A 25312-nucleotide genomic window follows, 5' to 3' on the forward strand; every position below is an offset into this window, starting at 1 on the left:
GATGCCGTCGGCCGACGGGGCAGATCGATCACAGTCGCTGTCGATCGCGCTTGCACAGATCACCGTCGAAGCCGGCGCGATCGATCGCAACCGCGAGCGCGCCCTCGAGGCGATCGAACGGGCCGCCACGCGGGATGCGGATCTTGTCGCGCTGCCGGAGCTGTTCAACGTCGGGTTCTTCGCGTTCGACCGCTACGAGGAACTGGCTGAACCGTTCGCCGGCGATACGTTCACGCGGTTGCGCGAGGCCGCTGCCGACCACGGGATCGCCGTCCTCGCCGGAACGATCGTCGAGGACCTCGCGGCGACCGAGACGGTACCGACGCCGGCCGACGAGGGGCTAGCAAACACCGCCGCACTGTTCGACGCCGACGGTGACCGCCAACTCGTCTACCGCAAACACCACCTGTTCGGCTACGAATCTTCCGAGGCCGAGCTGTTGACTCCCGGCGACCGCATCGAGACTGCGACCGTCGGTGGCGTCGGCATCGGTGTGACGACCTGCTACGACCTCCGTTTTCCGGAGCTGTACCGTCGGCTGGTCGACGCCGAGCCGAGCGCCGAACTACTGCTCGTCCCGAGCGCGTGGCCGTACCCACGTGTCGAGCACTGGGAGACCCTCTCGCGGGCACGAGCGATCGAAAACCAGTGCTACGTCGCGACGATCAACGGCAGCGGCGAGTTTCCCGAGGCCGATGCGGCCCTGCTGGGCCGGTCGACCGTCCACGATCCGTGGGGCGTAACGCTGGCCTCGAGCGGCGACGAACCGGCGCTCGTCACGGCCGATGTCGATCCGACGCGGGTTGCCGACGTCCGTGAGGAGTTTCCCGCCTTGCAGGATCGGCGGCTGTGAGCGCTCGGTAAACGGGTACCGATCCCCTCGAGACTGGCTCCGACCGCTGACTTTTTGTTCGATGGGTGCTTTGGTCTGGGTGCCGGTATCCGACGCTTTTCACGTCGCAACCGGCATCGCGCGTCGCTCCGGCTTCGATCCGATCCGACCCGACCCGGCCCGTCGACGCTCGTCTCCCGGGAACGAGCGTCCACACCCGTCTCCTCGCCTTCGCCTTCGCCTTCGCCTTTACCCTCGCTGTCGACTCCGATGCCGTCTTCACGTTTAGTCCGACCGCCGTCCTCGTTGCCCGTCCCTACCCGATCGGTCTCGAGCTGTCCGACGAGCGTTCACCGCACTCGTGCCTACAACTCTCGATAACTCGAGGAGTCGACCGCAAGCTGGGAGCCGAAACTCAGGAAGCGACGGCTCGAGAAGTGGAGTACCAACTGCAACGAGTTGCACACTGGTCGCCGACCTGTCCGGCGATCAGTGCGCACTGACTTGCAGTGACTACTGTAGTCGCTCGCCGGGCAGAAATGCCGACCGTGTGTTCGGACGCTCGAAAACGATCGACTCGGTCGCTGTGTGTCGGTGCTTGCGACTCAGTCGTCGTTCGTGATGATGTCGGCCGAGAGGCCCTGTGCCATCTCGATCTCCTTCGAGTTGTTCATCGTCCAGGCCGTACGCTCGGTGACGGCTTCGATCGCCTCGCGGGCGCTCGGGTAGCCGTTGCCGGACTTCTTGACGCCGCCGAACGGCAACTGGACCTCAGCGCCGATACACGGCAGGTTCGCGTACGCGAGTCCGATATCGGCGTGATCACGGAAGTAGTTGATCTGGCGGTAGTCCTCGGAGATGACTGCGCCCGCGAGGCCGTAGGGCGTGTCGTTGTGGATCTCGAGGGCACGTTCGATATCACCAGAGTACTCGAGCAGGGCGACGTGTGGGCCGAAACACTCCTCTTTCAGGCAGCGCAGGTCGGTGTCGTAGTCGATCTCGTAGACGAACGGACCGACCCAGTTGCCCTCGGCGTGGCCGTCGGGAATCTCGTCTTCGGCGAGTTCGAACCGGTCGACCAGGACGTTCGCGCCCTCTTCCCGGGCGAGTTCGTTGTGCTTGCGGATCTTCTCGACGTGGTCGCCCTCGATGGCTGGCCCCATGAACGTGTCCTCCTCGAGGGGGTCGCCGACGGCGATGTCCTCGGCGATGTCGACGAACCGTTGTTTGAATTCGTCGTAGATGTCCTCGTGGACAATCAGGCGCTCGGAGGAGACACAGCGTTGTCCTGTCGTCTTGAAACTCGACATCACGGCCGAGTGGACGGCGATGTCGAGGTCGGCTTCCTCGGTGATGACGATGCCGTTCTTGCCACCCATCTCACACGCTGCGAGCTTGCCGGGTTCGCCGCCGACCTTGCTGGCGATCTCGTGGCCGACCTCCGCGGAGCCGGTAAAGAGGACGGTGTCGACGCGACTGTCGTCGCTGATCGCGGCACCGGCGTCGCCGAAGCCCTGTACCATGTTGAAGACGCCGTCGGGGATACCCGCGTCTTCCATCATCTCGGCGATGATCTGACCACACCACGGCGTCTGCTCGGCGGGCTTCCAGACGACCGTGTTCCCCTCGACGAGTGCGATGGCCATGTGCCAGAACGGGATCGCGACCGGGAAGTTCCAGGGAGTGATACAGCCGATGACGCCGCGTGGCTTGCGGCGCATGTAGGCGTCCTTGCTGCCGACCTCGCTCGGCACGACGTCGCCGTGTGGGTGGCGGGCGTTCCCTGCAGCCCACTCGACCATGTGCCAGGCTTCGGTTACGTCGGCTTTCCCTTCCGAAATCTCCTTGCCACACTCTTTGGAGACGATCCCGCCGAGTTCCTCGTGACGTTCACGGAGTTCGTGGTAGATGTCCCACAGGTACTCCGCGCGGTCGATGTAGGACAGTTCGCGCCACTCCTCGAAGGCGTCTTCCGCAGCCTCGAGTGCGGCGTCGACGTCGTCTTCGGTGCCACGGTGGAACTCCGCGAGGGTCTCGCCCGTTGCGGGGTTCTCGCTCTCGAACGTTTCCGAGCCGGTGCCGTCGGTCCACTCGCCGGCGATGTAATGCTGATGTGTTTGCGTACCGGTCTGTTGCGACATGGTTTGTCGTTACTCCCTGAACGTATGTAAGCCCCACCGATCATGGTCGACGTATCATTCTTTATTTCTGTCCAATTCGACCCTAACGCATTGGTCGGGTGGTGGCTTATAGTCCCTGTCTCGAGCAATACGAACGAATGATTCCTCCCATCGCGAGCAAATTCGTCGCGGGTGAGTCGCCGGCGGAGGCGTTAGAGCACGTCCGGACGCTCAACGATCGGGGCGTCGCGGGTATTCTCAACCTCCTCGGCGAGCACTACGACGATCCCGCCAACGCGACGGCGGATACCGACGCCTATCTCCAGTTGATCGACGATATCGCGGAGTCGGAGATCGACGCCTGTATTTCGGTCAAACCATCACAGATCGGGCTCGATATCGGTGCCGAGACGTTCGAAGACAACCTCACGGAGATCGCCAACCGCGGCGCGAAACGGGATGTGTTCGTCTGGGTCGACATGGAAGACTACACCACGACCGACAACACGCTCGACGCCTACGAGGACCTCGTCCGGCGACACGAGGGCGGAATGGGTCTTTGCTTGCAGGCCAACCTGAAGCGAACCCGTGATGACCTCGAGCGGCTGGCGGACGTTCCGGGGAAGGTCCGAATCGTCAAGGGAGCCTACGACGAACCCAGCGAGGTCGCCTACACGGACAAGGATCGCGTCGACCGGGAGTACCGAAAGCTCATCGAGTACATGTTCGAGTCGTTCGACGACGGGGTCGCGATCGGCAGTCACGATCCGGAGTTCGTCTCCGTCGCTCGCGACCTCCACCGAGAGCACGGGACGCCCTACGAAATCCAGATGTTGATGGGCGTTCGAACCGACGCACAGTACGAACTGGCCGCCGAGGGGGTCGACGTCTATCAGTACATCCCCTACGGGAACAAGTGGTTCTCCTACTTCTACCGGCGCGTTCGCGAGCGAAAGGAGAACGCGCTGTTCGCACTGCGGGCCATCGTGAACTGATCGGCACGCCACACGCGATCGGTGACGGCTCCGGGCGGTCCGGTTTCGGACGACCGTGACGACACGGCACGTACTGGGCCTGCCGTCAGTGACGAGTGACCGTCCCACCTCCGTTCGTACCTCGAGTCTGACGTAATCTTTCCCAGTTACATTCGGCGGAATCAGTCCCCGATTTCCACCGAGCAGAACGACATTCGGTTATTCGGTACCCCAACCTATTTTATCGCCGCGTCAGACGTAGTATCTATGACGATACAACGCCGGCGATTCCTCGCCGCGGTCGGGAGCGGCACCGCAGCCGGACTCGCCGGCTGTGCGGCTCTCGGCGGTGACGGTGCCGTACTGGAGTCGGGCGGGGACGACGAGTCCAGGCCGACGGAGATCAGCGGGGAGCGGCTGACCCTCACGACGACGACGAGTACGTACACCACCGGACTGCTCGACGAACTCAACGCGCCGTTCGAGGACCGCTACGGTGTCACCGTCGACACCGTCCCACAGGGGACGGGGGCAGCCCTCGAGACCGCTCGCCGCGGCGACTCGGACGTGGTGATTGTTCACGCCCGCTCGCTCGAGGACGAGTTCATCGAGGACGGGTACGGGGTCAACCGTCGCGACCTCATGTTCAACGACTTCGTCGTCGTCGGTGAGCCGGACGACCCTGCCGGCGTCGCCGGCTCGAGAGACGTCGACGCGGCGCTGACGGCGATCGCAGACTCCGGATCGACGTTCGTCTCCCGGGGTGACAACTCCGGAACGCATGCGACGGAACTCGAACTCTGGGAGACAGCGGGGCTGACCGTCGACGAGTTCGGCGAATGGTACCTCGACGGCGGCGGGGGGATGGGCGACGTTCTGACCCAGGCGAACATGCAGGGAGCGTACACGCTGGCCGACCGCGGGACGTATTTCGATATGCGCGAGGAGATCGGTCTCGAGATACACCTCGAGGGGCCCGTCGAGGGCGGTCCGGAAGCGCTGTTGAACCCATACGGGATCGTCGCCGTCAACCCCGCCGTTCACGATGTCAACTACGACCTCGCGATGGCGTACATCGGATACGTCACGAGCGTCGAGGGCCAAGAGATCATCGAGGGATACACGGCCAACGGCGAACAGCTGTTCTTCGCCGAAGCGCTGTCTGCGGAACCGAATTTCCGACAGTACGTTCCCGAGGGATGGCGGCGTTCGAACGGTGGGGAGTAACCCAGATCATCGATGTCACTCGCTTCCGGACTCGCGGTGCTGACGCCACTGGTGGTCGAGTTCCCCTTCGAGTGGAACTACGTCCGGAGCATCGTCCGCGTCTCGCTGTACGTCAGTCTCACCGCGGTCGCGTTGAGCACGCTGGTTAGCCTCCCCGTCGCCCTCCTCGTCGGCTTCAAGGAGTTTCGCGGGAAGACGCTTCTCACGTCGGTCATCAACACCGGGATGGGGTTTCCCAGCGTCGTCGTCGGCCTCGTCGTGCTGTTTGCGATCTCGAACCAGGGACCGTTCGGCTCGTGGGATCTCGTGTTCACGACCGAGGCGATGATCATCTCACAGTTCGTCCTCGCCGCCCCCGTCATCACGGGCGTCAGTCTCGCCGCGGTCAGTAGCGTCGAACAGAACGTCCGCGACGCGGCGTACGCGCTGGGCGGGACCCGCGTCGACGTGGCGATCGTGACGATCAAAGAAGCCCGCTACGGCATCGCGACCGCCGTGCTCGCGGGCTTCGGGCGGGCGATCAGCGAGGTCGGATCCGTTCTCATCGTCGGCGGGAACATCGCCGCCTCCGACGGCACCTCGGTCACGCGAACGCTCACGACCGCGATACAGCTCGAGGCCGAACAGGGCCGGTTCGAGACGGCGATGCTCCTCGGTGCGATCCTCGTCGTCCTCGTGTTAGTCGTCAACGCGATCGTCGTCCGGCTCGGAAACGGGGGTGGACGGTACGGATGACCCTCGAGGCGATCGATGTCCACCACGGATACGACGGCGAAACGGTCCTCGAGGGGGTGTCGCTGTCCGTGCCATCCGGCGAGGTACTCGCGATCATCGGCCCGTCCGGCGTGGGGAAATCCACGCTGTTGCGCCTGCTTGCCCTGTTCGACGCGCCCGACCGAGGCGAGATCGAGTTTGGGAGCGAGCGCGTTTGGACCGGGTCACAACAGCGACGACTCGAGTTCCGTCGCCGGATCGGGATGGTGTTTCAGGAGGCGAGTCTCTTCGACGCGACCGTGCGCCGCAACGCCGAGTACGGGCTCCGCGTTCGGCAGTCGTGGATCGGCCGACTCCGTCGTGAACTCTCGGCGCTCGTCGGGATGCCCGCCGAAACCATCGAAGCGATGGAGGCTCTCGAGACCGTCGGGTTACAGGAGAAAGCCAACCAGGACGCGGCGTCGCTCTCCGGGGGCGAAGCCCAGCGGGTCGCGTTCGCCCGTGCGCTGGCCTACGAACCGGACGTGTTGCTCCTCGACGAGCCGACTTCCGACCTCGATCCCCGTAACACGGCAGTTATCGAGAACGCCGTGCTCGAGGCGAAAAAGCGCGGTATCGGCGTCGCCATCGCGACCCACGACATGCACCAGGCGGAGCGTATCGCCGACAGGGTCGCGGTGTTGCTCGGGGACGGCGTCATCGAGGTCGGCGATACCGAGACGGTTTTCGAGAGCCCTGCGGACGAACGGACCCGGAAGTTTATCGACGGCGAACTGATATACTGATGCGACCGACCGATTCGAGGACGTCTGGCTCCCGTCTGCGCGTTTCCGACCGACTCGGACCCCGGATGTCGCTCGACGGTCCGACAACCGACGACACATGACCCTGCTTTGCACGACAGCTCCTGGCACAACCGACCGAGGTCACTACCGATGACGATCGAACGCGACTACAGCACGAAACTGTCCGTCGACGGTGTCACGATCGACCGGCGCGACATCGAGATGCTCGATGCGATCGATCGACACGGATCGATGCACAAGGCAGCCGACGCGCTGGGCCGGTCGTACGCTCGACTCCAAAACCGCGTCGTCGAGATCGAGGAGGCCGTCGGGCCGATCACGGAGCGACAACGGGGGGGAAGCGGCGGCGGTGGAACCGAGCTAACCCGAACCGCGCGAACGTTGTGCCGACAATTCGACCGGCACGACGCGGAACTCGACGGCGTCGCACGGGTGACGGAGTCCGTCTTTACGGGGCCAGTTCGGGACCGAACCGGCGAACTCGCGACCGTCGACACCGAGATCGGGCAGATCATCGCGATAGTCCCCGCGGACGCAAGCGAGGTCCAGGTCACCGTCCGCTCGGACGCAGTCGTCTTGACGGAGCCCGACGACACGCCACGAGGGGACAGTACGAGCCTCCGAAATCAGTTCACTGGCACGGTCACGTCCCTCGAACCAGGAAACGAGATCACCAGAGTGACAGTCGGGCTCGCACCCGAGAGCACGCTCCAGGCGCTCGTCACGAAAGCCAGCGTGGAACGTCTGGGACTCGAGCCCGACCGGCAGATCGCGGCGTCGTTCAAGGCGACGGCTGCGAGGGCGATCGCGATCGATGAAGACGATGCTGCCGACTCCGACATCCCGTCAGCGGTCGGCCGGGACGAATGAGGTCGGGACCGGGACCAGGACTGGAGCCGTGATCGGTACCGAAATCAGGCCGGAGTCACTCACGGATCGAGCAACTTCGACTCCGCCCGCCGCAAGTGCTCGAGCAACGTCGACTTCGCGAGGTCCAGATCGTCGGCCAGTTCGCGGGTCGTCACTTCCCGGGGCCACTCGTAGTAGCCGGCCTCGCGGGCGTGTTCGAACACCTCCCGCTGGGCCGTCGTCAGCGTGTCGAGTCGCTGTTCTCGCGTCGAGCGGTCCGGGGTTTCGGAGGTCGTGATCGACGTGACTGTCACCTCGGCACCGGTCTGTTCGCGGACATCGTCTAGCGACTCCTCGATCGCCGACCGGTCCCCGGCGAAACAGAGGTTCCACTCCTCGCTGCCGTCCTCGATGCGGACCGGCGCGCTGTGGACGAACCCGTTCTCGAGCAGCGTCGGACAGACCATCTCCGTGGGATCGTACTCGAGGAAAAATTCCCGGACGACGTTGCCCGGCGCGTTTCGTGCGCGACCGAACCGTTCCTGAAGTTCGAACACCTCGCCGGAGTGTTCCGAGGCCCGGATCGCGTCGAGAACGTTCTCGACTTCTCCCGACGTATCGCCGAAAGCGGTAAACAGCCCCTTTACCGTGTTCGAATCGTCGGTGTCGCCGCGGTTTCTGCTTTTGTTGCTGTCCCCGACTTCACCTCCGGTCCCGCCAGTCGTCGGCGAGTTGTACACCGCGTGTGCGAGCACCCCACCGCCCGTTCGATCGGTCGCCTCGATCGCCCAGCAGTTCGGATGCCAGAGATCGAGCGTCAGTCGAACGCTGGATAACTCGCCCTCGAGACTCATGCGTAATCGTGTCTCAAGGAGCGGTTTCTATGTTCCGTTTTCGGCGGCTTCGTCGACTGCTGCCAGCGATCGACGGATGATCCCTCGGTGAACGGCCGAGACTGGTACTCGGTCTCCCGGAAGCGGTTAGACGATCAACCACTCGAGGTCCCGCGGATAGTCGGTCAGTGTCTCCGTATCGTCGGTTACGACCACGGTATCGGAGTGGCGGAAGCCGCCGACGCCGGGCACGTAGAACCTCGGCTGGACGGTGAACAGTTCTCCCGGTCGAATCTCCCCGTCTTGCTCGACGTCGAGAAACAGTCGTTCGTGCCCCACCATCCCGATGTCGTGCCCGACGTGGTGTTTCGTGTACCGCGACGCCGTGTTCCTCGGAGGAGTCGACGACGGCCTCCTCGACGGCAGTGTACTCGACGGCCTGGCCGATCGTGTCGATCGCGATCTCCTGGGACTCCGTCATACTCTCGAAGTAGGTCCGCTGCTCGTCGGCGACTTTCCTCCCAACATCGTCCGCTCGAGTTCGGTCGTGTAGCCGCCGACGGTCGGCTTGACGATAGGGGCCTCTACAGAGAGACAGCGAGAGTGGCTCGGGGTCGTACGGAAGACGTTATCTTCCGTGATGACGAGACGCGAAGCGTCTCGAACCACTTGACCCCGGGGTACTTCACAAGGGAGTTATCCCACGAGTGGACGAACGTCGCCATCGCCGAGTCCCGCCTGACATCAGGCGGGTCGTTGACGGTCGAGACCCGTCAGTTTCGGCTCAACTCCGCCGCCTTCTCGAGTTCGCTCCGTAGCTTCGTCGAGTCGAACTCGTGATCCGGTCGCAGGCGGACGAAATCGAGAAACCGTCGCGCAGCGAGCAGGTCCGACGCGTCGTAGACTCCCGATGCGGCCTCGACCGACCGGCGCGCGCCGATCCGTGGCTCGAGGAGGGCGAGCCCACAGGCCAGATCGTAAGCGGTCGTCTCCGAAACCCGGTCCTCGTGGACGCTCGTGGCGTCGATGAAGTAGAGTTCGCCGTTGGCGATGAGGATGTTCTCGGCCCGCAGATCACCGTGGGCCAGTCCGTGGGCATGCAGCGTCGCGAGCATCTCGAACAGTTCCGGTGCGCGTTCGGCGACGACCGCGTCCGAGACCGTTCCCAGCGACTCGAAGTCGGGGAGGTACTCGAGGACGAGCACGCCCAGTCCGTTCACCTCGAACGCCTCGATCGGCTGTGGCGCGTTGATACCGATCTCTCGCATCCGCTGGGTCGCCTCGTACTCGTGTTCGACCATCTCGCGGGGCGTATCGAACCGGTCGAAGAAGCCGCCGGTTCCTGCCGAGACGGCACCGACGTTTCGTCCGGTCGTGAGGACGGCATGAACCAGTGCGTTCTGTCTCGAGACGATCTTGACGAACCACTCGTCGTCGATGACGAACGGTGTCGACAACCAGTTATCCGCCTCGAGGAACTCGACGCGGACGACTTCGCGGTCGTGTCGCTCCGCCAGTGTCCGGACGACTCGCTCGATTCGGTCCCACTCGACCGTGCCACGAACGAGCTGGCGGATATCCATACCCGAGAGAGAGAACCTTCGGAGTTAAATGCGTCCCGAAGTGTCGTCGGTAGGACGTATTTCGAACGGAGACCCGCCGCTCGGACGATCTAACGCCCACGAACGTCAGACAGTATTATTTTCACTGATGGGATGGTATATCACGGATATGGATGCGATCGACGATCTCGGCGATGCGATCGACGTAACGCGGGACCTGCTGTTGCCCGTTCGTGCCGGACTGTGGCTCAAACTCGCGATCGTCGTCCTCTTCGTCGGCGGGAGCATGGGCCTGGGCGGCGGTGGCGGCGTTCCTACGGGCGATATCGATCCGGCGCTCGAAGAGACCGGCGTCGACGCGCCCGCCGAGGAACTCCCCGAAGACGTGTTGCTCTTCGTCGGCGTCGTGCTTCTCGTCGGACTCCTGCTGTGGCTGTTGCTCGGACTGATCGGTGCCATCATGGAGTTCGTCTTTCTGGAGTCGCTTCGCTCCATGGAAGTCCGGATACGACGGTTCGGCAAGGAAAACCTCGGACGCGCCCTACAGCTGTTCCTGTTCCGGATCGTCGCCGGCATCCTGCTGGCCCTGCTCATCGGGGGGCCGATAGCGGTCGTGTTACTCAGCGCCTCGTCGCTCGAGGCCGCGGCCGGATCGCTGGTACTGATCGGCCTGCTCGCGATTCCCGTCTATTTCGTCTACGCGATCACGATGCGCTTTACCTCCGAATTCGTCGCTCCGGTGATGTTACTCGAGAAGCGAGGCATCCTCTCTGCGTGGGGCCGGTTCTGGGGTACGCTGACGTCGAACCTGGCGGAGTACGCCGTGTATCTGGTACTCGTCTGGATACTGCAGCTCGTGGTCAACATCGCTGCGGGGATTTTGCTGGTGTTCGGCGCGCTCCTCGTCATCATTCCGTTCGCGATCGTCGCCGTCCTCCTGACGATGCTCGGTGACATCGGCGTCTTGCTCGCGATATTCGTCGTGATTCTCGGTGCGCTCGCAGTGATTCTGGTCTACGCACTCATTCAGATGCCGATTCGGACGTACTTCCAGTACTACGCGCTGTTGTTGCTCGGGGACACGAAGCCCGAACTCGATCTGATCCCGGAACAGCGGGCTGCGGTCCGTAACGGCGACGACCGCGGCGGTGCTGGCGGCGTCGGTCCTGGAGGACCGGACGACGGGACGGGTCCCGACGCGCCGGACGGTCGCTGGGGAACCACGCCCGACGACGAGCCGCTCTGGGAGACCGACGACGACACGGACGACGAGAGCGAGACTGGCAGCGGCTGGGACCGCTCGAGCGGCTGGGACACCGATATCGACCGTGACTCGGATCGAAGCGAGGACGCACAAGACGACGAGAACGACGAAGATAGCGGGGACGACGGACGCGGCTGGTAACGGTCCGCCGCGTCTCGACACTCGTTTGTCGTTCGTCCCTGTCGTTCGCTGCTCGGTCGTTCGTCCCTGTCGTTCGCTGCTCGGTCGTTCGTCCCTGTCGTCCGCTGCTCGGTCGTTCGTCCCTGTCGTTCGTCCGCTATTCGTGTCGTACTCCTCACCGGGTACTGGGCCGTCGTCTTCGCTCGAGCAGGACCTCGTTGTGTCCGTTCCGGTTTCCGGCCCGTTCTTCCGAGACGACTCGTCAGCCACCAGGTGTACTGCAAACGTGTTCCATGTCGAACGTTGTCGGTGCGTTTATTTCCCAGGTTGGCAAGTATTGCGTATGGACTTCGAGCTGTCCGACGAGCATCGGATGATCCAGAAGACCGTCCGGGACTTCTGCGAAACGGAAATCGAGCCGATCGCCCAGGAGATCGAGGAGGAACACCGGTTCCCCGACGAAATCTTCGACCAGCTGGCGGAGCTGGACATGATGGGGGTTCCCATCTCCGAGGAGTACGGCGGGCTCGGCGGCGACACGCTGATGTACTCGCTGGTCGCCGAGGAGATCGGTCGCGTCTCCGGCTCGGTCGGACTCTCCTACGTCGCTCACGTGTCGCTGGCGTCGAAACCGCTCGAGCTGTTCGGCACCGAGGAACAGAAGGAACGATGGCTCCGACCGCTCGCGGAAGGCGAGCACATGGGTGGCTGGGCGTTGACCGAACCTGGAAGCGGCTCCGACGCGTCGGACATGGACACGACCGCGGAGAAACGCGAGGCAGAAGCCGCGGGACGAAGCGGGGTAGCCGCGGCGAAAGACGGTGACGAGTGGGTCCTCAACGGCACCAAGCAGTTCATCACGAACGCGAACGAGGCCGGCTCCGTACTAGTCAAGGCCGTTACCGATACCGACGCGGGCTACGACGGAATCTCCACGTTCATCGTCGATCCACAGGAGGACGACGGGTTCGAGGTAACGACCGTCTGGGACAAGATGGGACTGAACGCCTCACCGACCTGTGAGATACAACTCGAGAACGTCCGGGTCTCCGAAGACCGGCTGCTTGGCGAGACGGGTGACGGCTGGGACCAGACGAAAAAGACCCTCGATGGCGGCCGGATCTCCATCGCCGCGCTCTCGACGGGGCTCGCCCAGGGTGCGTACGATCACGCCAAGGAGTACAGTCAGGAGCGCGAACAGTTCGGCCAACCGATTTCGGAGTTCGACGCGATCCGGGACAAGCTGGTCGACATGCACCGCAAGATCGAGCGCGCCCGTCTGCTGACTCATCAGGCCGCCACGACCTACGACGCGGGCGAGCCCGTCACGCGGGAGTCGGCACTCGCGAAACTCGACGCCAGCGAGGCGGCCCGTGAGGTCGCGGAAGACGCCGTGCAGGTGCTGGGCGGATACGGCTACACGACGGACTTCGCCCCCCAGCGGTTCTACCGCGACGCCAAGCTCATGGAGATCGGCGAGGGAACCAGCGAAATCCAGCATCTCGTGATCGGCCGGGAGCTGGGGCTCTAACCGGCGGTCGTACGTTCGGGCCCGTGTTCGCAATCGTCATCGGCCTCGTCCTCACAGCGTTCGGTCTCGCTGGCGTGTGGTACGCGCCGGCGATCGTCGAGGCCCAGCGACGCGAAGGCATGGCACCCCTCGAGGACTCGAACGTCGAGGAGAGCGATCGTATCGCGGTCACGAAAGGCGTCGGCGCAGTGATGATCGTCGCCGGTCTCGCGGTCGCGGCGTACGGGGCGGGGCTCGTGTGAGCTGCCGGCCGGGCCGTTACCCGGTGAGTGACAGTTCTATCCCGATTCCGTCGTCTTCGTCGGCGTCCTCGTTTTCGTCCTCGTCTTCGTGTTCAGTTTCGTCTTCCTCTTCGTTCTCGTCTTCACTTTCGTCTTCGCTATCGTCGTTACTCTCCCCGTCGTCGCCGTCGTCCGGATCGTTATCCTCGTCGCCGCCGTCCTCGCCGTCCCCGGCCGATTCATCCAGCTCCGGGACGACGCTCTCGGCGAGTCGGTGAACGTACGCTTCCTCTCGAGCACGGAGCTCCCGCGGATAGACCGCGATCGTGACGATCAGATCGCCCCCACTCGGCACTGCCTCGGTGACGTGGAGGTCGACCTCGAGGTCGATGCCGTCGAACTCGGCGTCCGCGGCGAACCGGGAGACCGTCGTCGGCTCACCGAGAACGGTAATCGACTCCTCGCTCTCGAAAGTTACGTCACCGATGTCGTCGTAGTTGTCCTCGAGCAGGTCCACGAGTTCGGTCGCGGACAGCTCCTCGACGGGGTTGAACTGCTGTCCGGCTACGCTGATCTGCGGCGTCGAGAGAACCATGAAAACGGCGGCCTGTTGCTCGACGAGTGGGCCGACGTCGACCGACTTCTCGTGTTCGGTCAGGTAGTTGGTGACGGTGATGGTTTCGGCGTAGGGGCCGACATCGACCGACTCCTCGAGGACGACCGGACCGACGGCGGCTCGTTCGTATCCCGTCTCCTCGCGTGCCTCGGAAGCCACGCCAGCCGGTGACGCCGTGTGTTCGTCCATGCCGACGAGTCCCAGACAGCCGGAAAGCGCCGTGAGAGAGGTAATACCGGCTCCTGCCACGAACGTTCGTCGTTTCATCGAGAGGGAATACTCTTTGAGTTCATAAGTGTTTTCTCTTTGTGGGTCATCGCGGCTTTCGATCGTTGGAGGTGTCTTCCGCGTCATTTCCGTCCTCGCGTCCGGGTTCGCTTCCTCGTCGAGTCGATCGAAGACGCGATCACCGCCGGAACAACCGTCGAAGTCTCGATGGGGGAACGCCGGGGAATGAGCCCTTCCGACGCCGGTACGTACGCGTGAGATGCAAGAGGAGCACGTATCCGATCGCCGAAAGGACGGCGGCGACGATCACGTTACCGACCAGCAGTTGCTGGACTGCCGTTCGGGCGGTTTCCGAGGACAACGCCGTCGAGGGAAGCGGATTGGTCCCGAGTACCGTTCCCCCAACCTGGAAACTCGCTACGTAGACGCCCGGTTTGACGAACGGGTTGAGAACGGCGACGGATGCAAAGATCGCCGGTTTGCTGATCCAGGACCAGACGGAGACGAACGCAAAGAGCAGCCCCACGCCGAGCCCGCCAGTGGGCAACGCCGTGACGAAGACGCCGATCGAAAAACTCGCGGCGATCTGGTGAGGGGTGTGCTCTCTTCGAAACGCGTCGGTCAGCTTCCGTCGCGCTCGGTCGCGATACGTCACCAGCCGTTCACGTAGCATTCGGCCCTGTCAGTCGGTGTTTCCCGAATCAGAAAAAAGATATCGGGGCCGATCGGAGCTGTCGGAGTCCCGACGGTAGACACCGGCCGTAAACGACGAACCGATGGATCGAGAACTGGAGAGGGGCAGGGTCAGGGGAACGATCCCGCTTCTTCGAAGGCGTCCGCTACCCGCTGGATCGCGACCACATACGCGGCCGTTCGCGGGTTCTCGAGGTCGTGGGCCTCGATCGTCTCGACGAGGGAGTCGAAGGCCTCGACGATGTGCGCTTCGAGTTCCGCGTTGACCTTCTCCTCGGACCAGTAGAACCGCTGGCGGTTCTGGACCCATTCGAAGTACGAGACCGTGACGCCGCCGGCGTTCGCGAGGATGTCCGGAACGACGAAGACGTCTTCCTCTTCGAGGACGGCGTCCGCTTCGGGCGTCAGAGGGCCGTTGGCGGCTTCGGAGATCACGTCGGCATCGACGTCGCGTGCGAGCTCGCCGTCGATCGCGTTCTCGAGTGCCGCCGGAACGAGCAGATCGACGTCCATCGTGAGGACGTCCTCGTTGGTGACCTGTTCCTGGCTTTCCTCGTAGCCGACGATGCTTCCCGTCTCGTTTTTGTACTGCTTGGCCGCGGCGGGATCGAAGCCATCCGGGTTGTAGATGCCGCCACTGGAGTCGCTGGCAGCGACGACCGTTGCACCCATCTCGTCGATCAGTTTCGCCGCGATCCAGCCGGCGTTCCCGTACCCCTGGACGGCGACGGTTGCCCCCTCCAGTTCTTTCCCGAGATAGTCGAAGGCTTCACGAGCGGCGATCACCGTCGAGCGACCGGTCGCCTCGACCCGACCCTTGCTGCCGCCACTGGTGACCGTCTTTCCGGTGATAACTCCCGGTTCGGTGGTATTCTCGAGGGTTTCGTACGTGTCTTTGATCCAGTTCATCTCCCGCTGGCCGGTGTTTACGTCGGGTGCGGGAATGTCCCGATCCTCACCGATCAGGGGCCGAAGTTCCTTCGCGAACGCACGCGTGAGCCGCTCGAGTTCGCTCTCGGAGTACTGGTCCGGGTCGATGACGATCCCACCCTTGCCGCCGCCATACGGCACGTCGACGACTGCGCACTTGTAGACCATCCACCCCGACAGTGCTTTGACCTCATCGCGGTCGACTTCCGGGTGGTACCGAATGCCGCCTTTGTAGGGCCCTCGATCACCGTTGAACTGCGATCGAAACGCCTTGAACCGCTCGAGTCGCCCGTCGTCGCGTTCGATCGTGAGATTCGTTTCGAGGACCCGTTCGGGGTGTTTGAGCCGTTCGAGGACGTCGTCGCCGATCTCGAGATGCGCTGCGGCGTCGTCGATCTGCGACTGCAGCGTTTCGAACGGGTTCGCTTGTTCACTCATTGGTAGCCGTTTCCGAGGATACCGAAATAAGCATGGCGAATGCTGATTATAGTAAATAATATACAATATAAGGTATTGCAATAGATTAATATACTGGACGAACGCTGGTCGATCGGTCGGCGGTGAATCGTGTTTTCGACTGGTGAGTTGTGGGGTCGGATCGAACAGTCGGCTATCGCTCCCCGGCTGCGTCGGCCCGCTCGAGGATTCGTTCTGCCTGGGCGATCAGCGGAGCGTCGATCATCTCGCCGTCGACTTCGAAGACGCCGCGTCCCTCCGCATCGGCCTCGCGTTTGGCTTCCAGAACGCGTTCTGCCCACTCGAGGTCGTCCTCGTCGGGCGTGAACGCCTCGTTGATCGGTTCGACCTGTGCGGGGTGGATCGCGAGCTTTCCGTCGTAGCCGAGCCGAACGGACCGTCGGGCGTCGTCCCGGAGTCGTTGCTCGTTTTCGAAGTCCGTGACTAGCGTATCGAGCGCGGTACAGTCGTGGGCCGCAGCCGCGAGGACGACCCGTTGACGGGCGTAGCTCACTTCCGAGCGGTCGTCGGAAACCGTCGCGCCTACGTCCGCCGAGAGGTCTTCGGCCCCGAACGCCAGCGCGTCCGTCGCCGGCCGAGCGGCGACATCGGCCGCCGCGAGAACGCCCGACGCACTCTCGATCAACGCGATGATCGGCAACGAGACGCCGTAGTCCTCGAGCAACGCGGTGAGATTGCGAACGTCGTCCGCGCCGTTTGTTTTCGGGAGCATGACGCTGTCGAGCCGAAGCTCCGTCCCGTTCGCGAACAGTGTCGAGAGGTCGGACTCGATCGCCTCGCTCTCGACGTTGACCCGAACGCAGACCTCACAGTCCGGGTCGAACGCCGGGTCGGCGAGAACCTCACGGACGGCATTACGGGCGTCGTCCTTTCTGGTCGGAGAGACGGCATCCTCGAGGTCGAAAACGAGTACGTCGGCACCCGAATCGGGTGCTTTGCGCAGCATTTCGGGTCTGTCACCGGGCGTGAACAGGACGCTTCTACGAGCCATGCCGGTGGTCCTCGGGCCATGCCTATAGAAGTGGGCGTCTATCGACGAGTGCCCGAACGGCGGTTGCAGTAATCGAGGAACGGTCGAAGCCGTCGAGCGATGGCAGTGAGGCCCACCCCTCGTTCAGAGTGAAAGCCCTCGAAAGAGTTGGGGGCTGGCGGGCTTCTTGTGTCATGGTCGTTGGGGTACAAATAGGGGAGTCATAGAACAGTCAACACCCCATTCGACACTACTCTCTGCCAGGCAGCACAGGGGACCGATGGACAACGAGAGAGCGAAATCTACTCGAGGCTGTCAGAAATTGCGTGCTGAATTACGGGGTGCGAATGTGGCACGGACTGAGAGCCGATCTGCGAAAGACGAGTGAGCGGTCAGTACAGTAGCTGGATTTACTGATTGTCTCGGTCGGAATCAGCTTCCATATCGCCGTTATCCAGCGTGAAATTTTTCAAAACGGGATCGACATAGTCCGGGCCGAAAAACGACCGCAAGGCCAATGTCGTCCCAAGGTACGATGCAAGGAGGAGGACACCGAAGCCGATAACGAAGCTAATAGCCAATTCGGCGACCATGTGCGTATTCAACTAACTGTTGGAATAAGTAATATACGGTGTTCAGTAAACAGGTGTAGTGAACAGGTGGTTTACTGAATCCAACGTGAAACGGGTTTTTCAACGCGAGAGCAATCGCCCTTGTGAATAGTTCTGTGACTCCCTCAAACGAATTCTACTGCGGGAGTAGCAACGGAACGGGACGGCACGGACTGGAACGGATCATCCCTCCCGTTCGTCTGTTTCACTCTGAATCCGGGGCGTCCACTGATCTCGGATCGGCGACGACAGTGGTGACCCACCCCTCGTTCAGAGTGAAAACGGTCAAGAGAGGGGGTGGGATGGCGTGGAGCGGAGTCTAGCTGAATCAGGTCGGAAGAAGAGTGGACAGCGTGAGGAATAGACAGCCACAAAGACCGAGACCACGGTTACCGGTGGCTAGTAATTGGAACGAATAGAACCAAGAAAATGTTTCTTCTTTAGTAAAATATAAATAAGAATGTAGGAGCCTCCAGGATGCAGTACTGATTCCTCTGCTGGGAAGCGGTTCGCTTCGAAGACTACCGAGTTGCGAGCAGCGATGGGGCCTATGGCGTGATGTTCCGGCTATCGAGACGGGTTCCCGAACCCCTTCACACCGGAATCAGGTCGTGGTTCACTATCTTATTCGAGCCCCTTTCACTCTGAATGAGGGGTGGGGGAGAGTGTCGTCCGTCCCAGGACCGATGGGTTTGCTTTCACCGTGAGCGCATTCAGTCTGCGTCCGGTGTGTTTCGTTCTACCTCTAATCCTCCTCGAGAGGGCTTGAAAAAATACCTTCCGGCAGAATATCAGTCTGAACTACCTTCCATACTTTTATTATGTCCGTCTCCAAGGAGGGAGATATGGCTGACCAGGCAGGGGACCCGCTGTTCCAATCGCACGATCCGATCTTCAATCGGAAGGAACTCCTCCACGTCGGTCACGTTCCCGACGAGGATCGGATCGTCGGTCGGGACGACGAAATCCAGTCCGTCGCCGCGGAAGTTGGGGCGATCACTCGAGGGGATCCGCCGAACAACGTGATGATCTACGGAAAGACGGGAACCGGAAAGAGCCTCATCTCACGTCACGTCGCCACGCGAGCCCAGGACGCCGCCCGGAGCAACGAGATCGACTGTGGCGTGCTCTACGTCGATTGCTCGGAAGCGAACACGGAAACTCGCGCGACCCGACAGATGGCGCTCAGTCTGAAAGATCAGACCGGGTACGACGACAATATCCCGGTCCGGGGCGTGGGAACGATGGAGTACTACCAGCACATCTGGAACATCCTCGAGGGCTTTTTCGATGCGACTATCGTGATTCTCGACGAGATCGACAAACTCGACAACAGCAACATCCTGATGCAACTCTCCCGGGCCCGTGAGGCCCAGAAGACCGACGCCTACATCGGCGTCATCGGTATCAGTAACAAGGTCAAATACCGCGAGACGCTCGACGAGCGGATCGACAGCAGTTTCGGCCACCGGGAGCTGTTCTTCCATCCCTACGACGCTTCCCAGCTCCGGGAGATCATGCGCAACCGCGAAGACGCCTTCCAGCCGGGCGTGCTCGAGGACGGCACGATCGAACTCTGTGCAGCGCTTGCAGCGAAGAAACACGGCGACGCCCGCAAGGCGATCGAGATTCTCAAGGAGGCTGGCGAACTCGCGCGCCGGACGGGGTCGGAGAACGTCTCGGAGAGTCACATCCAGCAGGCACAGGAGGTCGCCGAGATCAACCGGATCGAGGAGCTCACGAGCGGCGCGACCGTTCACGCGAAACTCGCGCTGTACGCGCTGGCAAGTCGCATCATCACCGGTGATCGAGAGACGTACAAGACACGTGAAATCTACGAGCGGTACGTCAGCATCTGCGAGTTGGTCGCGACGGACCCGATCACCGAGAACGGCCTCTACCGCCAACTCAAGGAACAGGCGTTCCTCGGCGTCATCGAGTCGGAAAAGACCGGCGGCGGCCGTTCCCAGGGGAGTTATCTCCTCCATCGACTCGTTACGGACCCAAAACACATCGTCAAGGCCGTCCGTCGGGATGCGTCCCTCGAGGAGCTGCCGGAGTACGATCGGCTGGCGGAAAGCGGCGACGGAGCACGGAACCGGGACGCCGACCTATCGTCGTTTTCGTAGCCGTACCGGCTTCGATCGAGTCATCGTCTCGTTCTGTGGTCTGACTTCCGTTCGCGACCCCCTCGGGAACATGTACCAGTTACACTCTGAACGAGGGGTGGGGGTCCAGGGACGAAGAAACGCTTCCGTCACTGAACGACACTCGGTGGGGAAGATAACGGCAATTGCTCTCGACACTCATCCGGCACTCGAGCAACGGTTCATCTTCGGGTGTCACTCGAAACAGGCCGCGTCGAAAAGCGGCGATCCGCGTCCGAGAAGGGGCTAATCCGCCGGAGCGAATTCGATTTCTGGGCGGTCCGGCGCTGTTGTCACGGCCCGCGAGGTTACGGCCAGAGCCCGCGTGAATCGTGGGCTTCAGCGATTCTCGAGAGAGCGACGATGTAGGTCGCGTCCCGCCAGGTCACGTCGCGGCTTTCGTACTCCTCTCGGACCGCGTCCCAGGCTCGGAGCATCTCCGTCTCGAGTTCTTCGTGGACCCGCTCGAGTCGCCAGGAGCGCCGGTTGATGTCCTGGAGCCACTCGAAGTACGAGACCGTGACGCCGCCGGCGTTCGCGAGGATGTCCGGAATGACCGGAATCTCCCGCTCCTCGAAGATCTGGTCCGCGGTCGAGGTCGTCGGTCCGTTCGCGCCCTCTACGATCATGTCCGCCTGGATGTCGCGGGCGTTCCCGCCGGTGAGAACGTTCCCGATGGCGGCGGGGATGAGCACGTCGACGTCGAGTTCGAGTAGTTCGTCGTTGGTGAGGCTCTCGGGTGCGTCGTAACTCGAGACCATTCCGGGGGTCTCGTCGTGATCCTCGACGTCGTTCGTGTCGAACCCGTCCGGATCGTAGATCGCGCCGTCGACGTCGGAGACGGCGACGACCGACGCGCCGCGATCGTCGAGGTACCGGGCCGCGTTCGCGCCGACGCTCCCGAAGCCTTGGACGGCGACTGTCGTTTCTTCGATGTCCCAGCCGTAGAAGTCGATCGCCTCACGGGTGATGATACCGACGCTGCGTCCGGGTGCGCCCTCGCGTCCGTGAGAACCGCCGACGACCGGCGGCTTGCCGGTGACGACGCCAGGCTCGGTCTGTCCCTCCTGCATCGAGTAGGCGTCCATGAACCACGCCATCGTCTGGGGGTCGGTTCCCATGTCCGGCGCAGGAATGTCCTTCATCGGGCCGATAACCGGCCGTAGTTCCTCGGCAAAGCGGCGGGTAAGTCGCTCTTTCTCGTTTTGGCTTAGCTCTTTGGGATTGACGACGACGCCACCTTTCGCGCCTCCGAAGGGAAGATCCATCACGGCACATTTCCAGGTCATCCACATCGAAAGGCCGACACACTCGTCTTCGGTGACGTCCGGATGGTAGCGGAGTCCGCCCTTGAATGGGCCGCGAACACTGTCGTGGTGAGCACGATAGCCCGTAAACATCTCGGTCGTTCCGTCGTCCCGCTCGACGGGGATGGTCACGCGGTAAACGTCCTTCGGGTACCGTAGCCGTTCGACGGTTCCTTCGTCGACGTCGAGGTGGGCAGCGGCTCGCTCGAGTTGGCGACGGGCTGTCTCGACGGCGCTTTCCTCCGCGTTCGGCTCCGTGGAATCGTCAGATCCTGTCATGATAGTGATCGGCTTCGGGTCCCCCAGTTCGAAGCCACGCGACCGAAAACGGCCGCCTGCTTCGGACGCCGGGTATCCCTGTTGCTGGGGTTTTCCGGCCCCTGTTCTTAATCCTTGTCAATGCTCTTTCTTTCCTGCAATACTTGCAGCAGCCTGCACGGGATTATCGACGGGAGACGCGGCCGGGATAGCTGCCGTCGACGCCGAACACCACGCTTTTGTAGCGTTTGGTCGATCGTGAACGTATGCCTGGGCTCTACTACGAGGAGTTCGAGGTGGGTGAAACCATCGAACACGAGCGTACTCGAACCATCAGTGAAAGCGATAACCAGCGGTTCTGTGATATGACGATGAACCAGCAGCCGCTGCACTTGGACGCCGAGTTTGCCGACGACACGCAGTTCGGCGAGCGACTGGTCAACGGTCTCTATACGATGTCGCTTGCCGTGGGTATCTCGATCCCGGAGACGACCGACGGGACGATCGTCGCGAACCTCTCGTACGATAACGTCGAACACCCGAACCCGGTGTTTCACGGCGATACGATTCGTGTTCAGTCGATAGTAACGGACAAGCGAGAGACCAGTGACGGCGAACGAGGTATCGTCACCATGACCGTCGAGGTCTACAACCAGGACGAGGAACTCGTCTGTGAGTTCGACAGAACCGTCCTGTCACTGAAACGCGATCACGCGGACTCCTGAGTTGTCGTCCGAACTTACGGGATTCGACCCGTTCTGCGGAACGACCTGCACCACTGCCCGTTCAGGAAGCGACACTGACGACAACTCGATCGTTTGGAGAGTCCGGCCCTCGACTCGGATTCCGGCCCCCAACCGACTTATTGGGATTTTGTCTGCCTTCCCGCCGGTAGACCCTACATCATAACATCGTTCGATTCGTCGTCGGCTGATCGGCATCTTATCACAGTCGACTCCCTGAATTTCAGTACAAATAATTGTAAATCTACCGGGCGTTTGGAAACCCATTTATTGGAGTTCGTTGGACCTCGGGTGATGACAGTGGAGGACGCTCAGATTGGGGGCGCGGAACTTTCGAGCGAGTCACGAGTAGGCGAACAGACAGTTTGGGGACGACAGGCCGCCGATACGCCTGTGTACGCGATCGTGTCCGCGGTCGCAGAGGCGACTGGCGAGGACCCGTGTGATCTACCGCCGCTTGCGCGCGTGATCGATCCGGACTCGCTGAACGCTTTGCTCACCGCAGAGTCGGCGACCGGTGACACGTCGGTTCGATTCCAGTACGTCGACCGGACCGTCGTCGTCCGCGGCGATGGAACCGTCGATGTCCTCGAGGAGGACGACCTCGACGTATAATACTGTTAGACAGGAAGCCACGAAGCCGATCGTGCTGCTGGCGTCACCAGCGTTGGCGACGACTACGGGTTCACGATCGGCCTCGCCGTGACTGCTGTCCGACAGTATACGTCCGATCCAGAGCCGTCCCGTTTTCCCGCTAGACTCCAACGCCAGCGACGGCGGTGATCAACGCGAGATTGATTACCACGGCGACCGTCCACGGGAGCGCCAGGCCAGCGGGCACGATCGGTCGATAAACCCGTGGCAACAGCGGCCGACATACCAACCCGACGCCGATGGCGAACGCCTTCAGGGCGAGCATTCCGGCCAGGCCGTAGCCGTCGATCGCGCTTCTCGCGACCGGGTTCGATTCCGCGAGACCCAGGTGAAGCCCGACGAACGTCGTCACCACGTCGCCGACGAGCGATAGTCCGACCAGCACCCACAACAGTCGCTCGAGACGAGCGGGTTCGATATCGAGGGGGAAATCGACCCGAAGGTGGGCGTCCGCGCCGTCGGAACTCATAGGCTCCTCGCCGGGATCGAACCGGCGAACCGCCGGACCGTGGGGAGCGTGCGGGGGAATCCGCACTCGAGACATCCAGCAGATCGGACATTGTTATGGGAGCCGTATTATCGACCAGTAGGTCGGTACGTTCGGATAATCAGCCTCTACTCGTGGTAACAAGTCGACAACGGACCGTCACCGAACGCTAACCGTCGAAGGTCGCAGGGGCCGGTCGTCCATCGAGGGGGCCGATGTTCGAACGACGACTCGCGGCTGGCGTCTTCGATCCCGGGTCACGTTTCGGCCCCGAGGACTGCTCCGACGTTCAGAGGATCGTTCCGTGTTTCTTGTCCGGGAGCGATTTCTCGACGTCTTCGTAGAAGGCGAACCGTCCGGCCAGTTCCTCACGGAGCGTACTCGGCGGGATGATCTCGTCGATGACGACCTCGCTCGCCATTCGGTGGACGTCGATGTCTTCCCGGTACTCCTCGCGGAGTTCCTGTTCTTTCCGCTCGCGCTCTTCCGGATCATCGATCTGGGAGAGCTTGCGCGCGTAGACGGCGTTGATCGCGGCTTCGGGGCCCATGATCGCGATTTCGCCACTGGGGAGCCCGATGACGCTTTCGGGTTCGTAGGCGGGGCCACCCATCGCGTAGATCCCCGCCCCGTAGGCCTTGCGAACGACGACGGTCTGTTGAGGAACTGTCGCCGCCGAGGTCGCGTAGATGAACTTCTTGCCCTGCTCTAAGATACCCTCCTTTTCGACCTGTGAGCCGGCCATGAAGCCAGGCGTATCACAGAGGTAGAGGATGGGAACGTTGAACGCGTCGGATTTCCAGATGAACTCGGCGGCCTTCTCGGCGGCGTCGGGGAAGATCGCACCGGCGCGGTGGGCCGGCTGGTTGGCGACGATGCCGACCGGGCGACCGTCGATCCGCGCGTAGGCGGTGATAATCTCTTTGCCGTAGTCGGGGCGGAGTTCGAAGAACGACCCGTCGTCGATCACTCGGTCGATGAGGTCTTTCATGTCGTACCCCTCGTTTGGGTGTTCGGGGACGACGGAGTCGATTCCGGCAGGCGACCGGGCAGGCGGTCGTGTTTCTGTCTGTGGCGGCTTCTCGTCCGCGTTGTCCGGCAGGTACGTGATCAGCTGTGCGACGAGTTCGCGGGCGTGTTGCTCGTCTTCGGCAACGAGGTCGGCCGACCCGGACTCTCGTGTGTGGACCTGCGGCCCTCCGAGTTCGTCGAGGTCGATGTCTTCCCCGGTAACCATCTGCACCATCCGCGGCGAGGCGATCGCCATCGCAGAAACGTCCTCGACCATAATCGTGAAGTCAGCGAAGACGGGGGTGTAGGCCGCGCCAGCGATACAGGGACCGTAGAGCACGCAGATCTGGGGGACACGACCCGAGAGCATCGAGTGATTGTAGTAGTACTTCCCGATGCCTTCGCGGTTCGCGAAGAACCCGGTCTGCTGGTCGATCCGACCGCCGGAGGAGTCCATCAGGTACAACACCGGCTTCCCCGTCTTCAGTGCGCGCTGTTGCATCCGCAGGAACTTCTCGACCCCTTTCGCGGCCATGCTACCACGCTTGACCGTGTAGTCGTTGGCCATGAAGTGAACGTCCCGGCCATCGAACTCCGCAGCGCCCGTGATGAGCCCATCGGCGGGTAGACGGTCGTCGGTCTCCTCGCCGACGCCGCTCTCGTGCCAGTCGTCGAAAGCCGCGAACTTGCCGTCCTCGAAGTGGAAGTCGCTGCCCTCCCCGCCGAACCACAGTTCGAGTCGATCGCGGACGAACAGTTTGTCCTCGAGCCCCTCGCGGTACTTCTCGGGGCCACCCTCGAGGATGTCCGCGATCTCTTCGCGGAGCTTCCGTTCGCGCTCGGTCGGTCCGAGGTCGTCTCGAGCGGCCCCCTCGGCGGCCGCTACGGGTGACGGAGCTCCGTTACCGGAGCCAGCGGCGCTCGCGAGCTCGTGGACGGCTTTCGGCTCGTCGTCGTCGCCGACGTACACTTCGACCGTGTCTCCGACGTGTTCGGCCATCGCGGCTGCGATCGCCGAGGCTTCCTCGTCGGTTGCCCCTGGCGCGATACGGACTTTCATACCCGTCTTCTTGCGGGGACATCTAAAAAATCCAGCGTGATTTCTCCGCGATCGTTCCTCGTCCCGT

General features: G+C 62.5%; 25 protein-coding genes. 13 read left to right on the plus strand and 12 right to left on the minus strand.

Annotated elements, in window-relative coordinates; genetic code table 11:
• Position 1 precedes the first annotated feature (1 nt).
• Positions 2-853: a carbon-nitrogen family hydrolase gene (locus C446_RS07415; RefSeq protein ID WP_049920089.1), complete on the plus strand. Its 852-nt coding sequence runs from the start codon at positions 2-4 to the stop codon at positions 851-853.
• A 584-nt stretch (positions 854-1437) separates the two neighbouring features.
• Here the strand turns inward: C446_RS07415 and C446_RS07425 are convergent.
• Positions 1438-2973 carry an aldehyde dehydrogenase family protein gene (locus C446_RS07425; RefSeq protein ID WP_006672469.1) on the minus strand — a complete coding sequence of 512 codons (1536 nt, stop codon included), beginning with the start codon at positions 2971-2973 and terminating at the stop codon, positions 1438-1440.
• A 137-nt stretch (positions 2974-3110) separates the two neighbouring features.
• Between C446_RS07425 and C446_RS07430 the strand changes: the two genes are divergently transcribed.
• The 5 genes from C446_RS07430 to C446_RS07450 all read left to right on the plus strand — a co-directional run bounded on the left by C446_RS07430 (position 3111) and on the right by C446_RS07450 (position 7543).
• Positions 3111-3947 (plus strand): proline dehydrogenase family protein, encoded by an 837-nt coding sequence (locus C446_RS07430; RefSeq protein ID WP_006672470.1) that lies wholly within the window; start codon positions 3111-3113, stop codon positions 3945-3947.
• A 246-nt stretch (positions 3948-4193) separates the two neighbouring features.
• Positions 4194-5153: a substrate-binding domain-containing protein gene (locus tag C446_RS07435; protein WP_006672471.1), complete on the plus strand. Its 960-nt coding sequence runs from the start codon at positions 4194-4196 to the stop codon at positions 5151-5153.
• 12 nt (positions 5154-5165) lie between these two features.
• Complete coding sequence (locus tag C446_RS07440) at positions 5166-5888, plus strand: ABC transporter permease (RefSeq protein ID WP_006672472.1); 723 nt, start codon at positions 5166-5168, stop codon at positions 5886-5888.
• On the plus strand, positions 5885-6652 hold the full coding sequence (locus C446_RS07445) for an amino acid ABC transporter ATP-binding protein (RefSeq protein WP_006672473.1): 768 nt from the start codon (positions 5885-5887) through the stop codon (positions 6650-6652). The genes C446_RS07440 and C446_RS07445 overlap by 4 nt, the downstream gene beginning before the upstream one ends.
• A 150-nt stretch (positions 6653-6802) precedes the next feature.
• Positions 6803-7543, plus strand: coding sequence for a TOBE domain-containing protein (locus C446_RS07450; protein ID WP_006672474.1), 741 nt, complete (start codon positions 6803-6805; stop codon positions 7541-7543).
• Between the two features lie 59 nt (positions 7544-7602).
• Here C446_RS07450 and C446_RS07455 read toward each other — a convergent pair whose 3' ends face one another.
• Both C446_RS07455 and C446_RS19945 read right to left on the minus strand, forming a co-directional pair.
• On the minus strand, positions 7603-8376 hold the full coding sequence (locus C446_RS07455; RefSeq protein ID WP_006672475.1) for a helix-turn-helix domain-containing protein: 774 nt from the start codon (positions 8374-8376) through the stop codon (positions 7603-7605).
• Positions 8377-8502: 126 nt separating this feature from the next.
• The gene (locus C446_RS19945; protein ID WP_006672476.1) at positions 8503-8697 is read right to left on the minus strand and encodes a M24 family metallopeptidase; all 195 of its coding nucleotides are present in this window, start codon (positions 8695-8697) and stop codon (positions 8503-8505) included.
• A gap of 28 nt (positions 8698-8725) precedes the next feature.
• On the opposite strand from C446_RS19945, the gene C446_RS19950 reads away from it, so the two are divergent.
• Complete coding sequence (locus C446_RS19950; RefSeq protein ID WP_239639473.1) at positions 8726-8908, plus strand: hypothetical protein; 183 nt, start codon at positions 8726-8728, stop codon at positions 8906-8908.
• Positions 8909-9128: 220 nt separating this feature from the next.
• Here C446_RS19950 and C446_RS07465 read toward each other — a convergent pair whose 3' ends face one another.
• A complete protein-coding gene (locus C446_RS07465) occupies positions 9129-9938 on the minus strand; it encodes an RIO1 family regulatory kinase/ATPase domain-containing protein (protein WP_006672478.1) in 810 nt (269 codons plus the stop codon).
• Positions 9939-10086: 148 nt separating this feature from the next.
• Between C446_RS07465 and C446_RS07470 the strand changes: the two genes are divergently transcribed.
• The 3 genes from C446_RS07470 to C446_RS07480 all read left to right on the plus strand — a co-directional run bounded on the left by C446_RS07470 (position 10087) and on the right by C446_RS07480 (position 13074).
• Positions 10087-11322, plus strand: coding sequence for a DUF7544 domain-containing protein (locus tag C446_RS07470; RefSeq protein ID WP_006672479.1), 1236 nt, complete (start codon positions 10087-10089; stop codon positions 11320-11322).
• Between the two features lie 322 nt (positions 11323-11644).
• Entirely contained in the window at positions 11645-12832 is a 1188-nt protein-coding gene (locus C446_RS07475) for an acyl-CoA dehydrogenase family protein (RefSeq protein WP_006672480.1), read from the plus strand.
• A gap of 23 nt (positions 12833-12855) precedes the next feature.
• Positions 12856-13074, plus strand: a complete 219-nt coding sequence (locus C446_RS07480; protein WP_006672481.1) for a hypothetical protein — start codon at positions 12856-12858, stop codon at positions 13072-13074.
• 16 nt (positions 13075-13090) lie between these two features.
• On the opposite strand, the gene C446_RS07485 is transcribed toward C446_RS07480, so the two are convergent.
• The 5 genes from C446_RS07485 to C446_RS07505 form a co-directional block, all read right to left on the minus strand.
• Complete coding sequence (locus C446_RS07485; protein ID WP_006672482.1) at positions 13091-13936, minus strand: DUF6517 family protein; 846 nt, start codon at positions 13934-13936, stop codon at positions 13091-13093.
• A 139-nt stretch (positions 13937-14075) separates the two neighbouring features.
• Positions 14076-14570, minus strand: a complete 495-nt coding sequence (locus C446_RS07490; protein ID WP_006672483.1) for a DUF2062 domain-containing protein — start codon at positions 14568-14570, stop codon at positions 14076-14078.
• A gap of 131 nt (positions 14571-14701) precedes the next feature.
• Positions 14702-15958, minus strand: a complete 1257-nt coding sequence (locus C446_RS07495) for a Glu/Leu/Phe/Val family dehydrogenase (protein ID WP_006672484.1) — start codon at positions 15956-15958, stop codon at positions 14702-14704.
• A gap of 172 nt (positions 15959-16130) precedes the next feature.
• Positions 16131-16988: an HpcH/HpaI aldolase/citrate lyase family protein gene (locus C446_RS07500; RefSeq protein WP_049920090.1), complete on the minus strand. Its 858-nt coding sequence runs from the start codon at positions 16986-16988 to the stop codon at positions 16131-16133.
• A 389-nt stretch (positions 16989-17377) separates the two neighbouring features.
• Positions 17378-17560, minus strand: coding sequence for a hypothetical protein (locus tag C446_RS07505; protein WP_006672486.1), 183 nt, complete (start codon positions 17558-17560; stop codon positions 17378-17380).
• Positions 17561-18423: 863 nt separating this feature from the next.
• Between C446_RS07505 and C446_RS07510 the strand changes: the two genes are divergently transcribed.
• Positions 18424-19707: a Cdc6/Cdc18 family protein gene (locus C446_RS07510; RefSeq protein WP_006672487.1), complete on the plus strand. Its 1284-nt coding sequence runs from the start codon at positions 18424-18426 to the stop codon at positions 19705-19707.
• 326 nt (positions 19708-20033) lie between these two features.
• Here the strand turns inward: C446_RS07510 and gdhB are convergent, their stop codons facing one another.
• Positions 20034-21311, minus strand: coding sequence for a glutamate dehydrogenase GdhB (gdhB, locus tag C446_RS07515; protein WP_006672488.1), 1278 nt, complete (start codon positions 21309-21311; stop codon positions 20034-20036).
• A 245-nt stretch (positions 21312-21556) separates the two neighbouring features.
• Here gdhB and C446_RS07520 point away from each other — a divergent pair, with 245 nt between their 5' ends.
• Positions 21557-22015, plus strand: coding sequence for a MaoC family dehydratase (locus tag C446_RS07520; RefSeq protein WP_006672489.1), 459 nt, complete (start codon positions 21557-21559; stop codon positions 22013-22015).
• Positions 22016-22327: 312 nt separating this feature from the next.
• Positions 22328-22648: a HalOD1 output domain-containing protein gene (locus C446_RS07525; RefSeq protein ID WP_006672490.1), complete on the plus strand. Its 321-nt coding sequence runs from the start codon at positions 22328-22330 to the stop codon at positions 22646-22648.
• A gap of 139 nt (positions 22649-22787) precedes the next feature.
• Here the strand turns inward: C446_RS07525 and C446_RS07530 are convergent, their stop codons facing one another.
• Positions 22788-23156 carry a DUF5658 family protein gene (locus C446_RS07530; protein ID WP_006672491.1) on the minus strand — a complete coding sequence of 123 codons (369 nt, stop codon included), beginning with the start codon at positions 23154-23156 and terminating at the stop codon, positions 22788-22790.
• Between the two features lie 307 nt (positions 23157-23463).
• Entirely contained in the window at positions 23464-25245 is a 1782-nt protein-coding gene (locus C446_RS07535; protein WP_006672492.1) for an acyl-CoA carboxylase subunit beta, read from the minus strand.
• Positions 25246-25312 lie beyond the last annotated feature (67 nt).

The sequence above is a fragment of the Halobiforma nitratireducens JCM 10879 genome, assembly GCF_000337895.1.
Lineage (GTDB): Archaea > Halobacteriota > Halobacteria > Halobacteriales > Natrialbaceae > Natronobacterium > Natronobacterium nitratireducens.